The organism is Oxalicibacterium sp., from assembly GCF_035565035.1.
Classification (GTDB): Bacteria; Pseudomonadota; Gammaproteobacteria; order Burkholderiales; family Burkholderiaceae_D; genus Oxalicibacterium.
On record NZ_DATMTD010000061.1, the window covers coordinates 1 to 14,387 of the forward strand.

The window sequence follows — 14,387 nt, forward strand, 5'->3', positions numbered from 1 at the left end:
CCATCTGCAGCGTTTCATCGAACGTATTCGAAGATGGCAGGATAGGCAGGCTACTTCGACAGGTAACGATCGTTATCCTTGTCCTGCAAAAAGACCTGCGTGTAGCGTTCAACGGCGCGTCCGATTTCGGTTTTTGCGAAAACTTCTTCACCGTATTTGCGGCATGGTTCGCATGCATAGCGAGGAATCTGCACTGCCAGGATGTGGCTACGCGTATCGTCGCAACGCGAGTCGATCACGACGGTGCCGCCGCAATCGGGACACGAACGTACCGTTTCGTTGATGGTTTCCCGGATGCCGGCCGTGTCGTAAAACACTTCGTCGGTACGGTGATAGAAATCCTGTTTCGGATAAACCTGTTCGCGCAGCGTCTCGCGGTTGTTCCAGTGATGGAACGTGGCGTCCTTCAGCTTTTCCAGATAAGCGCCAATGGCAGCGGGTTGCTTCTGGTCTTCCGCGTCGTAATCCGGCTCCTTGATATGGCTGAAGTCCATGCCGGCCATCGCCAGAATGATGCCGGTGTTGATGTAGGGCAGGGCGGTTTCAATCGAGTAGCCCCCTTCCAGCACGGCGAGGTCCGGCTTCAGGCGCTGATTCAGTACCGCGTAACCGTGCGCAGTGAATTTCATGTTGGTGATCGGGTCGGAATAGTGATTGTCCTGTCCGGCCGAATTGATGATCAGGTCGGGTTTGAACTCATCCAGAATCGGCATCACGATTTCGTCCAGCACGTAGAGGAAACCTTCTTCGCAGGTGTCCGGCGGCATCGGCAGGTTGATCGTCATGCCGAACGCGTTCGGTCCGCCCAGTTCGCTCGGAAAGCCGGAGCCCGGATACAGCGTGCGGCCGTCCTGATGCATCGAGATGAACAGCGTGTTCGGATCGTGCCAGAAGATGTCCTGCGAACCGTCGCCGTGATGACAGTCGGTGTCGACGATCGCGATCTTCTTCACGCCGTACTTGTGACGGATGTACTCGACCATGATCGCTTCCATGTTCAGCGTGCAGAAGCCGCGGCTGCCGTGCACGACACGGAAAGAGTGGTGGCCGCAAGGACGCACCAGCGCAAAGGCGTTGTCGACTTCTTTCGTCATGACCTTGTCGGCTGCGGTGATGCAGCCGCCGACTGCGATCAGGTGCGAGGCGTGCACGATCTTGTCGATGCCGGGCACGCAGAAATGCACGCGCTGGATGTCTTCCGCAGTCGCGAGGCCGGGTTTGAATTCCTTGATGTTGTCGAAGTCGAGCAGGCCTTCTTCGAACACCTGATCCTGCGTGTACAACAGGCGTTCTTCACGCTCCGGATGCGTCGGCGAGATCGCGTAATCGAATGCCGGGAAAAATACCAATCCTGTTTTGTTCTTCACGTTATTTGTCACGATGCACCTCTCAAACTTGTTCGTGTTGCGTTGGTTCGTGCTTGATCAGTCCGGGCTTGATCTGCAGCCGGACGCGAATGTTCTTGCCAGTGGTCGAATAACCGTGAATTACGTTGAACGATTGGCAGTCGGCCACTTCGACTTCCAGATCCTCGTCGCGTGCACCGGCTGCCTTGGCGATTTCCAGCAGGCGTTCCTGACCTGCGGCAACCACATCGTCGACCGTTGCGCGCGAAGAAATCCTGATCTTGCGGCCATCTTCGGCAAAGGTCAGCTGCTGCGATTCGGTGTCGGCCAGCAGATTCAGTTCGACCGTGGTACGCGCCATCGCTGCACCGGTCGCATTGATGACGTCTGAATTTTCAGGCACGACGGCTGGCAACTGCAGCAATTCGCCGACTTGCTTGGCCAGATACGGTGCCGGTCCGCCGACGGCGATCAATTGCTGCGGATTCAGCGTCTTACCTTCGAGCAGTTCGTGGATCGTATAGACCGGCTTGCTGTTGACTTCGCTGACCATCTGCGTGACTTTGGCGGCAATGCTGGCGCACATGCTGTCGACGACGGCCTGCGCAACCTGTTGCGGTGTTTGCTTCAACGTGGCAGCAAGATCTTCCATCGCCTTCAGTGCCTTGGCCTTGTCGCCGATAGTGGCGAGTCCCAGCACGATCAATGCATCGGTCGGCGTCGGTGCTGGTCCGTCGAAAGCCATTGCCGAGCCCTTGCGTTCAGGGCCGATCTGCAACGCGCCGTTGACGACTTGCACATGGCTGTCGCCACCGAGTGCCATCGAATGCGTGAGCAGGCCGCGGATCAAGGTCTTGTGGCCTTCGATCTCGACGCCTTTCGGTTCCAGCAATGGCGCGCCGTTGGCGAACAATGCGATATCGGTGGTCGTGCCGCCGACGTCGATCGAGACGGAATCCTGTGCCGACGATACGAAAGGCAAGACGCCCATGATGGTCGCAGCAGGGCCGGACAGAATCGTCTGCACCGGATACTGACGCGATTGCTGCACGCCGATGGTGCCGCCGTCCGCTTTCAGGATGAGCAGCGGGACATCGACGCCGAGCTTTTTCAGATAGCTTTCCAGTTGATCGATCATGCGGCTGTGCAGGCGCGCAATCGCGGCATTCAGATACGTGGTCGCAATGCGACGAGGAAAATTCAGTACGCCCGATTGATGATGACCGAGCGATACATGCGCGGTCTGACCATCGAAGAATGCGCCGACTTCCTGCTCATGCACGGGATTGCGCGTCGAGAATTTTCCGATCACGGCGAGATTGTCGATCTTGTCGGCGCTGAATTGCGCTTTCAACGCGGCCAGTTCGTCATCATCGATCGCTTCGGCTTCGATACCGCGATGGTTCATGTAGCCGGCGATGAAATGCGCCTTGTCGGCGAGCGGCAAATCTTTCGGTGCAACGCCCGGACCGTTCATCACGATCAAGCCGACTGGATCAAGTTGATTCTGCGCGACCGCGTTGGTGGAAATCGTCGTGCTGAGCACGATGCGCTTCAACTGTTTGATGTCGTCTGCCGTCACGACGGCGTCGGTCGCGTGCATGACGCAACCGAGAATATCGTTCTTGTCGGTCAGGACTTTAGACTTGCGGATGATTTTGCGGTTTTGCATCAATACCGAATCGGTATGCGTGCCGCCCACATCAATGCCAAGGATCATGCTTTTCTTTCCGTGTAGAAGAGTGCGAGTTTGTGACTTGCGAACAGACGTGCAGGGTGGATGGATTCAAACCGGCGGATGACATCGTCGTTCAATATCACCATTATGGTGGATCGCGGATTGGTCAGTCCATACGCAATCGCATGCCAATGAAATGATTGCCTGCCGGTACATTCAACATGGTCATCAGCAATGAAAAAGCCCGGCTGTCCGGGCTTTTTACTGATCACGCATTGATGCAAATCGATCAGACGAAATGGCAAACGTAGTCGAGTGTTTCAACCGTTTCGATATCGAAACTCGAATTGGCAGGCACGTCGAACTTTTGACCGCCTTCATAGGTTTGCCAGTCCGTTGCACCAGCCAGCTTGATGCGGCATTTACCTGCGTTCAATTCCATGATTTCCGCAGCGCCGGTGTTGAATTTCAACGTGGATGGAAAAATCACGCCGATGGTTTTCTTGGTGCCATCGGCAAACAGTACGGTGTGGGACACGCACTTGCCATCGAAATACAGGTTGGCTTTTTTGACGACGGAAACGTTATCGAATTGAGTAGTCATGATGTTTTTTATGGAATGGCGAATAGTGAAAAAATAATGCGTTACTTGTTGTTGTCTTTTTCGATACGCGGCAAGGCGACTGACGAGTTGCCGGCCAGCAGACCGACCTTGCTGTAGATGCCGAGTTTCTGACGTGTGTCAGTGATGTCCAGATTGCGCATCGTCAGTTGACCGATACGATCCTGTGGCGAGAATGGGGCATCTTCCACTTTTTCCATCGACAGACGTTCCGGCGCGTAGGTCAGGTTGGCTGATTCGGTGTTCAGGATCGAGTAGTCGTTGCCACGACGCAGTTCAATCGTGACTTCGCCGGTGATCGCGCGTGCGACCCAGCGTTGGGCGGCCTCACGCAACATGATCGCCTGCGGATCGAACCAGCGGCCTTGATACAACAGGCGCCCCAGTTTGCGACCGCTATCGCGGTATTGTTCGATTGTGTCTTCGTTGTGAATGCCGGTGACCAGGCGTTCGTAGGCGATGAACAGCAATGCCAGGCCCGGTGCTTCATAAATGCCGCGGCTTTTTGCCTCGATGATGCGGTTTTCGATCTGGTCGCTCATGCCGAGGCCGTGACGGCCGCCAATGCGGTTGGCTTCCATGATCAGGTCGACCATGTTTGGATACGGGACGCCGTTCAGTGCAACCGGTACGCCTTCTTCGAAACGCACGGTGACTTCTTCACGCTTGACTTCGACATCGTCGCGCCAGAATGCCACGCCCATGATCGGTTGCACGATCTTCATGCCGCTGCTGAGTTCTTCCAGATCTTTTGCTTCGTGCGTGGCGCCCAGCATGTTGGAATCGGTCGAGTACGCTTTTTCCACCGACATCTTGTAGTCGAAGCCGGACTTGATCAGGAATTCGGACATTTCCTTGCGGCCGCCGAGTTCGTTGATGAAGGTGTCGTCCAGCCACGGTTTGTAGATGCGCAGCGCCGGATTCATCAGCAGACCGTAGCGATAGAAGCGCTCGATGTCGTTGCCTTTAAAGGTCGAGCCGTCACCCCAGATGTCGACGTTGTCTTCCTTCATCGCGGCGACCAGCATCGTGCCGGTGACTGCGCGACCGAGCGGCGTGGTATTGAAGTAAGTGACGCCTGCGGTCGAGATGTGGAACGCGCCGCTTTGCAATGCAGCGATCCCTTCGGCTGCCAGTTGTTCGCGACAATCAATCAGGCGTGCCAATTCAGCGCCGTACGCTTTTGCTTTTTGCGGAATCGCGTCGTAATCCGTTTCGTCAGGCTGACCGAGGTTGGCGGTATAGGCGTATGGAATCGCGCCTTTCTGACGCATCCAGTGCAACGCTGCGCTGGTATCGAGACCGCCGGAAAATGCGATACCTACTTTTTGATTGACGGGAACGGATTGAAGAATTGTCGACATGGTGTGCTTGACGTGCGTGAAAGATGTTGAGGATGGGCCGGACACAGCCGGCTGCATGAATGATTGACGAGGTGATTAACTGAGTTTGCCGAGGACCAGATATTCGAGCAGTGCTTTTTGCACGTGCAGGCGGTTTTCTGCTTCGTCCCATACAACCGATTGCGGACCGTCGATGACCTCCGCCGAGACTTCTTCGCCGCGATGTGCGGGCAGGCAGTGCATGAACAACGCATCCGGCTGTGCACGTTTCATCTTGGCGGTATCGACGATCCAGCCGTCGAATGCCTGCAGGCGCGCTGCATTTTCTTCCTCGAAGCCCATGCTGGTCCAGACGTCTGTCGTTACCAGATCGGCGCCGGCGCAGGCATCGGATGGCGACGCATGCACGGTGTAGTGCGTGTTGCCTGGTGCAACCAGCGACGGATCGATATCGTAACCGCGCGGTGTGGATACCTGAACGTGGAAGTCGAAGACTTCTGCTGCCTGCAACCATGAGTACAACATGTTGTTGGCGTCGCCGATCCAGGCAACCGTCTTGCCCTTGATCGAACCACGCTGCTCGATGTAGGTGAAGACGTCGGCCAGCACCTGGCAGGGATGATGTTCGTTGGTCAGGCCATTGATCACCGGCACGCGGGAGTTGGCAGCGAAGCGCTCGATGATGTCCTGACCGAAAGTGCGGATCATGATGATGTCGCACATGCGGGACATGACTTGCGCCGCATCTTCCACCGGTTCGCCGCGGCCGAGCTGGCTGTCGCGTGTATTCAGGTAGATCGCCGCGCCGCCGAGCTGGTGCATGCCGGCTTCGAACGACAGGCGGGTACGGGTGGAATTTTTTTCGAACACCATCACCAGCGTGCGATCGGCCAGCGGGTGGTGCGGTTCGTAATTCTTGAATTTTCGCTTGATGACGCGGGTGCGTTCGATGATGTACTCGAACTCGTCCAGTGTCAGATCGGAAAACTGCAGAAAATGTTTGATTGCCATAATGAAAACGGCGGCTAGGTTGGCGCCTGCCGCCGGTTGTTCTAACGTCTTCAATTATAAGGGATTTTCACCCAAAAGCCACGTTTCCACCGCTCGGCCCGAATGGGACGTACGGCAGCGGTGCTTCGTCAGTAAAGCTTTTGCGACGATTCGTGGAGCAACTGAAGATACAGCGCGTGGCGCATCGGGTTGATTTCGCCGGTCTGGACGGCAGTGCGAATCGCGCAATCCGGCTCGTTGATGTGATGGCAGTTATAAAACTTGCAATGACCGAGATGCGGGCGGAATTCCGGAAAGGCGCGTTCCAGCATGCCTTCGGTCAGGTGATACAGACCAAACTCCTGAAAGCCGGGCGAATCGATGATCGCGGTTTGTTCGTCGATGAAATACAGCCGCGTGAAGGTCGTGGTGTGCTTGCCGGTATCCAGTGCTTCGGAAATTTCGCGCACGGCGATGTCCGCATCCGGCACGATCAGATTGATGATCGACGATTTGCCCATGCCAGACTGGCCGATCAGAATGGACGACTGGCCTTGCAGCAAAGGTATCAACGTGTCGCGGGTGGCATCGGGATAGGCGCGTGCGCTGACTTCGATGACCGGATAGCCGATGCCTGCGTACAGTGCAACGCGCTGGCGGGTTTTTTCCAGCGATTCTTCGACGTCGATCTTGTTCAGGATGATGCGTACCGTGACGCCGGCCGCCTCGGCAGCAACCAGCGCGCGCGATACCAGATCGTCGGTGAATCCTGGCTCGGTCGCCACCACGATGAAGAGTTGCGTAACGTTGGCGGCCAGCAGTTTCGACTTGTATTGGTCGGAGCGATAGAGCAGCGTATTGCGTTCATCGATCGCTTCGATGACGGCCTGATTGGCGGAGGTGCGTTGCAACTTGACGGAATCGCCGACCGCGACGTCGCTCTTCTTGCCGCGCGTGACGCATTGCAGTTTTTCCGTTCCGGCTTCGACCAGATAGTGACGTCCGTGTGCGGCGATGACGGTGCCGTTCAGATCACTCATCGATCAGGCAGGCGATTGCATAAGGACTGCATCGACCTTTGCTGCGCAAATGAAATCGTTGGGCGACAGCCCTTTTGCCGAATGTGTGTCGTATCTGATCGTGCATGTGTTGTAGGTGACGGTCAGTTCGGGATGATGGTCTTCGGTATGTGCGATATAAGCGACCGCATTCACGAAGGCCAGTGTCCTGTAATAGTTTTCAAAACGGAATTGCCTGACAAGCCTGCCGTCCTGCACGTTCCAGTCCGGAACGGCAGGCAGATAGCCGGCGATCTCTGATGCAGAAAGTGCCGTGTGTTGCGGCGCGCATTTCCGTTGCAGCAGATCGGCGGCATTCATGGCGGTCAGGTTGCCGCCAGCAAGCGGTTGATGCGAACCGCTGCCGGCGGATGCGAATCGTAAAAAGCCGAATGCAGCGGATCGGGCGTCAGGGTCGAGGCGTTATCTTCATACAGCTTGACCAGCGCCGAGACGAGATCCTGTGAATTGGTGTGCTTTGCAGCAAACGCATCGGCCTCGAATTCGTGCTTGCGCGAACCGATCGAGGTGATCGGCGACAACAGGAACGAGAACACCGGCAGCACCAGCGCAAAGAGAATCAGCGCCATCGCATCGTTGCTTGCGCTCATCATCGGCTCGACACCCAGTCCGGTAAAGAACCAGGTTTGCGTTTTCAGGTAACCGAGCAATGCGAGGAAGGCGAGTGAAGCCGCAAACATCAGCACGATACGCTTGACGATGTGCTTGAGTTTGAAGTGGCCGAGTTCGTGTGCCAGAACCGCCTCGATTTCATGCGGCGCCAGGCGCTCCAGCAGCGTGTCGAAGAAGACGATGCGCTTGGCTGCGCCGAAACCGGAAAAATACGCATTGCCGTGCGCACTGCGACGCGAGCCATCCATCACGAACAGACCGCTGGCGGAAAAACCGACGCGAGCCATCAGGTTCTCGATGCGCGTGCGCAGGCTTTCATCTTCCAGCGGCTTGAATTTGTTGAACAACGGCGCAATGAACAACGGCACCAGCACCAGCATCGACAACTGGAACACGCACCAGACGATCCATGCGTACAGCCACCACAGGTCACCGGATTTGTCCATCAGGATCAAAACGATCCAGACCAGACCGAGACCGAGCGCCAGCGACAGCGCCGAGCTTTTTGCCAGATCGGTGAAGAACAGCGTCGGCGTCATGCGGTTGAAACCGAAACGTTGTTCGAGGACGAACTGGCGGAAATAGTCGAGCGGCAGTTCGATCAGGCCCGAAATCAGGGCGAATCCCAGCACCAGCGCCAATTGATAGCGATAACCAGTGCCGAAAATATCAAGCGCTTGCACTGACAGCCATTGCAGACCGCCCATCAGCGTGAATCCGATCAGCACGACCGCATTCAACAGGTGAACGAGCAGAGAAAACTTGGTTTTCGCGATCGTATAGGCGGCTGCACGACGATGTGCATCAAGCGGAATCTTCCCGGCGAATTGTTCAGGTACGGCGGCGCTGTGCGCCATGATGTGGCGTATGTGGCGCGATGCAAGCCAGAAGCGGACAATCAGCGAAATGACCAGAAAGCCAATGAACAAAACGGTAAACGTGAGTGATGACATTCTTTTCCTGTGAGAAAATGGCGAATTGCGCAGTTTTAGGAAAACAATTATGTCACAAGCTACCGAACAAACGTCACCGTCTGCAGCACCGGCGCGTCCCAATGAGTTCAATCTGGTCTGGGTCGACATGGAAATGACCGGACTCAATCCGGACAGCGACCGCATTATCGAAGTCGCCGTCGTCGTGACCGATTCCGAACTGAATATCATCGGCGAAGGTCCGGTGCTGGCAATTCATCAGTCGGACGAGGTGCTTGATGGCATGGATGCCTGGAACAAGGGAACGCACGGCCGTTCGGGACTGATCGAGCGCGTCAAGGCATCGACGGTGACCGAAGCCGAGGCTGAAACAGTGCTGATCGAGTTTCTGAAAAAATACGTGCCGAATGGCAAGTCGCCGATGTGCGGCAACACGATTTGTCAGGATCGCCGCTTCATGGCGCGCGGCATGCCTAAGCTGGAAGCATTCTTCCATTACCGCAATCTGGATGTCTCGACGTTGAAAGAACTGTGCAAACGCTGGAAGCCGGAACTGGCGAACGGCTTCAAGAAGCATCAGAAGCATACGGCGCTGGCCGACATCATCGAATCGATCGAAGAGCTGCGTTATTACCGCGAACATTTCATCAAGGAGTGACGCGGTTGCTTATGCTCGGAAAATGAAAAGCGCTCCCTGTGAGCGCTTTTTCCATTACAGATCAAATTCCTGAGGGGCTCAGTCTTCAGGCGATTCGCTGCCGCAGCATTTCTTGTACTTCTTGCCACTGCCGCATGCACACGGATCGTTGCGGCCGATCTTCGGTTCTTCGCGCTGCACGGTTTTTACTGCAGATTGACGACGCGGCAGCCAGAACTTGTGGATTTCCGGAATCGCTGATTCGATCTCGATGGTCAGTTTATGCGCCTTGACCGGATTGTCGACCAGCACCAGTTCCTCTTCCTCGATTTCTTCTGCGCCGAGCAGATAGATCGGTCGCATCAGCGGGGCGATGTTCGATTCGTAAATCGGCTCCCACGCGTCGGCGCGCAAGTTCATGCCTTCGTTGAAGCCCCAGGCCCACGCTTCACCGTCAAGAACGGGCTTGCCTTCCCATTCGTGTTCACAGAACAGCGGTTCGTATTCTTTCGGTGCGACTTCCAGCGTAATGGCGATCTCATTCATGAAGCGCGCGATCAGGCCGACGATGCGTTCGTATTCCTTGTCGTTCTTGAATGTGGGGATCGCCTCTTTATCGGCGCCCCAGATTTGCGGCAACCATTCGGCCAGCGGCACTTCTTCAGGCCCGATGACCAGCGCGGTCAGATAACCGTGCAGCGAATCCATCGCCATGCAATCGTCGGCAGTACGGTCGGAGAGGAGGAACTTGTCGAGTTCGTCGAATTCCTTGTCGGAGAGAGGCTGGTCGAGATGCATGATGAGTTGGGCTGAAATGCGGAACGTACGCGGAGGCGACAGTGTACCAGCAGGTTCCGGTGAATTCGTGCAGATGACTGCCGGAAAGTATTCGTCGCACCGCGGGGGCCGCGCCGTACAATGGATGCCATGAATTCTTCCGAACAATTGTCCTTTTCCGCATTAACGCCGGATTGCGTGCTCGACGCGCTGGAAAGCGTCGGCCTCTACAGCGACGGTCGCCTGCTTGCGTTGAACAGTTACGAGAATCGCGTTTATCAGGTCGGCATCGAAGACGGTCCGCCGCTGGTTGCCAAGTTCTATCGTCCCGGTCGCTGGAGCGATGAAGCGATTCTGGAAGAACACGCATTCGTCAACGAGCTGGTGGCGCAGGAGATTCCCGTGGTGCCGGCCACGACATTGGCAAACGGTGCAAGCCTGCACACGTTTGCCGGATTTCGTTTTGCGGTGTTCGAGCGACATGGCGGCCGGGCGCCGGAGCTGGGCGATCCTGCAACGCTGGAGTGGCTGGGTCGCTTCATCGGACGGATTCATGCCGTGGGTGCGTTGCAGCCATTCGTGCACCGACCGGCGTTGAATATCGACACGTTTGGCGAAGAGCCGCGTGCCTATCTTCTGGATAACGATTTCATTCCGCGGGATCTGCTCGATGCCTGGCGCAGCGTGACAACCCAGGCGCTGGATGGTGTGCGGCGCTGTTACGAGCGTGCAGGCGACGTACACGGGTTGCGACTGCATGGCGACTGCCATTGCGGCAATGTGTTGTGGACCGATGCAGGACCGCACTTTGTCGATTTCGACGACAGTCGCACAGGGCCGGCGATTCAGGATTTGTGGATGCTGTTGTCGGGCGAACGCAGCGAACAGGTACGACAGTTGTCGGATCTGCTCGCCGGTTACGAGGATTTTGCCGAGTTCGATCCGCGCGAACTGTATCTGATCGAAGCGCTACGCACCTTGCGTCTGATTCATTACTCGGCATGGCTGGCGCGGCGCTGGGAAGATCCGGCCTTTCCTGTTGCCTTCCCGTGGTTCAACACGCAGCGTTACTGGCAGGACCGGATTCTGGAATTGCGTGAGCAGGTGTCGCTGATGGACGAAGCGCCACTATGGCCGGTCTAGATTTTCTGCGCAGTTTTCGCCAATACATCAATGGCGGCAATCACCTTGTCGACTGACGCATCGCTGTTGGCGATCATGACGGCGCGCTCGATGGCCTCATCGCGCGCATTCTTGCCGAAATACGCCAGCAGGTAATCGCCATTGTCGGCGCCGCTGCTGTTGCGTGTGTCGTCCTTGGCTAGGCGACGGGCATACCAGACTGCGTAGCCGTTCGACTCTTCGCAGCAATAGACTTCCACAGAATGGTGCGGACCCAGAGGAGAAATTTCGGGATCGGTGTGCCAGATGGTCTTGCGCCACAAATGGTTCTTTTTTGATTCCGGAATCTGGTTCATTTCTTTTTTCGCGCGTTGATGTAACGGTTGTAGTGTGTTTTTCTTTTCTTTGCTTTGTATCAGCGCACGGGCGGCAGATGACTGGCGGATTGCAGCATGCCGGACAGTCTTGCATCGATACGTGCATATTCAAATTCAATGGCGTTCAGCCGCGGGCGTGCTTCACTGGGCGCGCCATTCCTCGCGGAGACTTCCAGTTCGCGGCATAGCGCTGCCAATAACGTCGCGCCGATCGAGGCGGAACTGCCGCACAGAACATGTGCCAGCTTGGTAATGGCAATGGCATCGTTTCCTTCTACCGCGTCGCGCAACGCGCCAAGACGCTTCGGACTGTCGGCGAGAAACAAATGGGCGAGTTCAGGAAAGTCTTCACCGAACATCTGTTGCGTCGCGTCGAGTTCATCATCCGCCTGCGGCGTTTCTGCCATGTTGGTGTGCTGCAGCCAACGCACCAGGATATCGTTCAGCGCGCGAATGCGCATCGGTTTTGAAATGAAATCGTCCATGCCGATGGCAAGACAGGTATCGCGTTCGTTGCGGCTGGTGCGCGAAGACCAGCCGACAATCGGCGTGTGCTTCAGGCCGCCTTCGGCCGCACGCAACATCGCTGTGGCCTGATAGCCGTCCATGCCGGGCATCTGGCAATCCATCAGGATCAGATCGTAGCGCTGCGTTTCTGCCATTTGCAAAGCCTGCTCGCCGCCGGACGCTGTATCGACGAGACAGCCAAAACGCGTCAGCATGCGTTCGGCGACTTCCAGATTGACAGGGTTGTCATCGACGACGAGGACATGCGCTTCGGCAAAGGAGTCGGCTGTTTCCGGCATGACCTGTTCCCGTGTCACACGTACGCCGGCACAAACGAAACGCGGTGCGTCTTTCTTGACGATGCAACTGCACAGCAGCGTCAGCGTATCGATCAGCATCGGTTTGGAAACGGGTTTCGGCAACCATGCGGAAAACCCGGCCAATGCGAGTCGTTCTGCATCATGGCGATTGTGTTCATTGCTGGCGAGCACAATCAATGTGTCGCGATAGGTTGGCGTCGTGCCGATGGCGGTGCCAAGCGTTTCGCCGTCGATGCCATGAATTTCCTGATCGAGCAATGCGATACGGTACGGATCGCCGGAGGATGCAGCCTGCTCAAGGGCGGTCAATGCGGCGTCGGCGCGTTCGAAACCGGCGACGCGCATGCCGTAGCGGGTCAATTCTTTTTCGATCTGCGTTCGCAGCGCAAGATCCGGCATCACGATCAGCGCACGAATATCGGGCAGCGAGCCGCCGACAAGCGTGGTCTGATCGCTACTGTCGTCGGTCGTCTCAAGGAGCTGACCGGCATGCGACAGCAAGGCGTTGGCGCTACGCTGCGCCAACCCGATCAGTTCGCGCTGGTCTGCGGCCAGTTCATGCTGCCGAATCATTTCCAGCACGCCGATGATGCCGTTCAGTTGCGTATTGATTGTGCGTTGCAGATTATCGAGCAGGACGCTATCCGGTAATCCATCCTGTGCCTGTGCCAGCCGGCGTCGCCGCATGATGCGTGCCCGTTGTGCGGTAGTCGGCATTTTGGAAAGAAAGGCGTGGTGTAAAGACATGACATCCCGGAAGTGTGTGCATCGTCTGGTCGACGCGTTTTGAAGAATATATCAAAGCATCGGGCAATTGAATCGATATCTGCCGTCTTGCCAAAAATACATTGCTTCATGTACTCTTGCGGGCGCTGTCCGAGAAAAAATAATGCGATAACGCCGGAAAAAACAGAAACAAAAACGGGATATGTCAGAACAGTACGGGCAGCAATTCAGACCGTATTTTCTATTAAGTTTCCACGGCTGGTGGTAGCACGCGCCGGTGATTACTTTTCGTGCCGAGCGTGACAGCGTTGCGGATGTGGGTAAAGGGATTGTCGATCAACCTAAACTGCGAGAAATTTGCTCGCGGTTCAATGTTAATGTGCAGGTCCTTTGCCGAGGATTGATCGGATCAATGCACGATTGATAATCATGACTGCTGGTACTAACTTTGTAGCGCCGCCCTGTGTCGAGGACATCAACATCCTTTATCAGGATGAGGCATTGCTACTGATCGATAAACCGAGCGGATTGTTGTCCCTGTCGGGCAAGAATCCACTCAATCTGGATTCGGTGCATTACCGTCTAGTACAGCAATTTCCGACAGCGTTGCTGTTGCATCGACTCGATTTTGGTACATCAGGCATATTGATTGTTGCACTCAATAAAGCGGTAGCAGCAAATATCAATCGCCAATTTCAGGCACGTACCGTGGTCAAGACTTACCAGGCGGTACTGGCTGGTTGTGTCGATGCAGACAATGGCAATATCGAGCTCCCGGTCGCCAAAGATGCGGTCAATTTTCCCAAGATGAAAGTCTGTTTTGAAACCGGGAAGGCTGCCAACAGTCATTTTCAGGTTCTCGATAGACAGACCGAGACAACTCGCGTTCTTTTCACGCCAAGTACTGGACGCACCCATCAATTGAGAATTCACAGCGCCGGTATAGGCCATCCTATTGTGGGATGCGATCTCTATGGCACATTCGAAAGTCAACAAATGGCCGAAAGGCTTCAGTTACATGCGATGGATGTGACGTTTGATCATCCGGTTAGCGGGAAAAGATTTTCGGGGAAAAGCAATTGTCCGTTTTAGCCGATGAGTGCGACGAAGATTGTGGCACACGGCTTTGTCAAATCGGAAAAAATGCAGGAAGGAACGAGGTCCGCCATGAATCAACGCCATCCTGTTCCGTGATTCCTTGAACTGAACAAATGACTGGCTCCAATCTCCAGCCGGTCGGACCCCGGCGCGGAACATTGAGATCGCATCATAATAATTTTGGGCGCACGGTTGATGCCACCAAGCGGACGATGCGCGGG

At 55.9% G+C, this 14,387-nt stretch carries 14 protein-coding genes; 3 read left to right on the forward strand and 11 right to left on the reverse strand.

Features of this window, described 5'->3' with window-relative positions; all coding sequences use genetic code 11:
* Positions 1-50: 50 nt before the first annotated feature.
* The 8 genes from VN114_RS05410 to VN114_RS05445 form a co-directional block, all read right to left on the reverse strand.
* Positions 51-1,379 (reverse strand): histone deacetylase, encoded by a 1,329-nt coding sequence (locus VN114_RS05410; protein WP_325512761.1) that lies wholly within the window; start codon positions 1,377-1,379, stop codon positions 51-53.
* Between the two features lie 10 nt (positions 1,380-1,389).
* Positions 1,390-3,066, reverse strand: a complete 1,677-nt coding sequence (locus VN114_RS05415; protein ID WP_325512763.1) for a hydantoinase/oxoprolinase family protein — start codon at positions 3,064-3,066, stop codon at positions 1,390-1,392.
* 247 nt (positions 3,067-3,313) lie between these two features.
* Positions 3,314-3,628 (reverse strand): pyrimidine/purine nucleoside phosphorylase, encoded by a 315-nt coding sequence (locus VN114_RS05420; RefSeq protein ID WP_325512765.1) that lies wholly within the window; start codon positions 3,626-3,628, stop codon positions 3,314-3,316.
* 41 nt (positions 3,629-3,669) lie between these two features.
* Positions 3,670-5,010, reverse strand: coding sequence for an argininosuccinate synthase (gene argG / locus VN114_RS05425; protein ID WP_325512767.1), 1,341 nt, complete (start codon positions 5,008-5,010; stop codon positions 3,670-3,672).
* A gap of 75 nt (positions 5,011-5,085) precedes the next feature.
* Entirely contained in the window at positions 5,086-6,000 is a 915-nt protein-coding gene (gene argF / locus VN114_RS05430) for an ornithine carbamoyltransferase (protein WP_325512769.1), read from the reverse strand.
* Positions 6,001-6,128: 128 nt separating this feature from the next.
* The gene (gene rsgA, locus VN114_RS05435) at positions 6,129-7,019 is read right to left on the reverse strand and encodes a ribosome small subunit-dependent GTPase A (RefSeq protein WP_325512771.1); all 891 of its coding nucleotides are present in this window, start codon (positions 7,017-7,019) and stop codon (positions 6,129-6,131) included.
* Between the two features lie 3 nt (positions 7,020-7,022).
* Positions 7,023-7,358 (reverse strand): 4a-hydroxytetrahydrobiopterin dehydratase, encoded by a 336-nt coding sequence (locus VN114_RS05440; protein ID WP_325512773.1) that lies wholly within the window; start codon positions 7,356-7,358, stop codon positions 7,023-7,025.
* A gap of 5 nt (positions 7,359-7,363) precedes the next feature.
* On the reverse strand, positions 7,364-8,623 hold the full coding sequence (locus VN114_RS05445) for a M48 family metallopeptidase (protein ID WP_325512775.1): 1,260 nt from the start codon (positions 8,621-8,623) through the stop codon (positions 7,364-7,366).
* A gap of 49 nt (positions 8,624-8,672) precedes the next feature.
* Between VN114_RS05445 and orn the strand changes: the two genes are divergently transcribed.
* On the forward strand, positions 8,673-9,260 hold the full coding sequence (gene orn, locus VN114_RS05450) for an oligoribonuclease (protein WP_325512777.1): 588 nt from the start codon (positions 8,673-8,675) through the stop codon (positions 9,258-9,260).
* A gap of 78 nt (positions 9,261-9,338) precedes the next feature.
* On the opposite strand, the gene VN114_RS05455 is transcribed toward orn, so the two are convergent.
* Positions 9,339-10,037, reverse strand: coding sequence for a UPF0149 family protein (locus VN114_RS05455; protein ID WP_325512779.1), 699 nt, complete (start codon positions 10,035-10,037; stop codon positions 9,339-9,341).
* A gap of 129 nt (positions 10,038-10,166) precedes the next feature.
* Here VN114_RS05455 and VN114_RS05460 point away from each other — a divergent pair, with 129 nt between their 5' ends.
* Complete coding sequence (locus VN114_RS05460) at positions 10,167-11,159, forward strand: serine/threonine protein kinase (protein WP_325512781.1); 993 nt, start codon at positions 10,167-10,169, stop codon at positions 11,157-11,159.
* Here VN114_RS05460 and VN114_RS05465 read toward each other — a convergent pair.
* Together VN114_RS05465 and VN114_RS05470 are read right to left on the reverse strand one after the other, a co-directional pair.
* On the reverse strand, positions 11,156-11,494 hold the full coding sequence (locus VN114_RS05465; RefSeq protein ID WP_325512783.1) for a hypothetical protein: 339 nt from the start codon (positions 11,492-11,494) through the stop codon (positions 11,156-11,158). The genes VN114_RS05460 and VN114_RS05465 overlap by 4 nt on opposite strands.
* 59 nt (positions 11,495-11,553) lie before the next feature.
* On the reverse strand, positions 11,554-13,089 hold the full coding sequence (locus tag VN114_RS05470; protein WP_325512785.1) for a response regulator: 1,536 nt from the start codon (positions 13,087-13,089) through the stop codon (positions 11,554-11,556).
* Between the two features lie 408 nt (positions 13,090-13,497).
* Between VN114_RS05470 and VN114_RS05475 the strand changes: the two genes are divergently transcribed.
* Positions 13,498-14,160: an RluA family pseudouridine synthase gene (locus VN114_RS05475; protein WP_325512787.1), complete on the forward strand. Its 663-nt coding sequence runs from the start codon at positions 13,498-13,500 to the stop codon at positions 14,158-14,160.
* The last annotated feature ends 227 nt before the right edge of the window (positions 14,161-14,387 follow it).

Coding starts and splice junctions, on each gene's coding strand:
- VN114_RS05475 (WP_325512787.1), top strand. CDS start 13,498: ATGACTGCTGGTACTAACTTTGTAGCGCCGCCCTGTGTCGAGGACATC.
- VN114_RS05420 (WP_325512765.1), bottom strand. CDS start 3,628: ATGACTACTCAATTCGATAACGTTTCCGTCGTCAAAAAAGCCAACCTG.
- VN114_RS05455 (WP_325512779.1), bottom strand. CDS start 10,037: ATGCATCTCGACCAGCCTCTCTCCGACAAGGAATTCGACGAACTCGAC.
- argG (WP_325512767.1), bottom strand. CDS start 5,010: ATGTCGACAATTCTTCAATCCGTTCCCGTCAATCAAAAAGTAGGTATC.
- orn (WP_325512777.1), top strand. CDS start 8,673: ATGTCACAAGCTACCGAACAAACGTCACCGTCTGCAGCACCGGCGCGT.
- argF (WP_325512769.1), bottom strand. CDS start 6,000: ATGGCAATCAAACATTTTCTGCAGTTTTCCGATCTGACACTGGACGAG.
- rsgA (WP_325512771.1), bottom strand. CDS start 7,019: ATGAGTGATCTGAACGGCACCGTCATCGCCGCACACGGACGTCACTAT.
- VN114_RS05460 (WP_325512781.1), top strand. CDS start 10,167: ATGAATTCTTCCGAACAATTGTCCTTTTCCGCATTAACGCCGGATTGC.
- VN114_RS05415 (WP_325512763.1), bottom strand. CDS start 3,066: ATGATCCTTGGCATTGATGTGGGCGGCACGCATACCGATTCGGTATTG.
- VN114_RS05470 (WP_325512785.1), bottom strand. CDS start 13,089: ATGTCTTTACACCACGCCTTTCTTTCCAAAATGCCGACTACCGCACAA.
- VN114_RS05445 (WP_325512775.1), bottom strand. CDS start 8,623: ATGTCATCACTCACGTTTACCGTTTTGTTCATTGGCTTTCTGGTCATT.
- VN114_RS05465 (WP_325512783.1), bottom strand. CDS start 11,494: ATGAACCAGATTCCGGAATCAAAAAAGAACCATTTGTGGCGCAAGACC.
- VN114_RS05440 (WP_325512773.1), bottom strand. CDS start 7,358: ATGAATGCCGCCGATCTGCTGCAACGGAAATGCGCGCCGCAACACACG.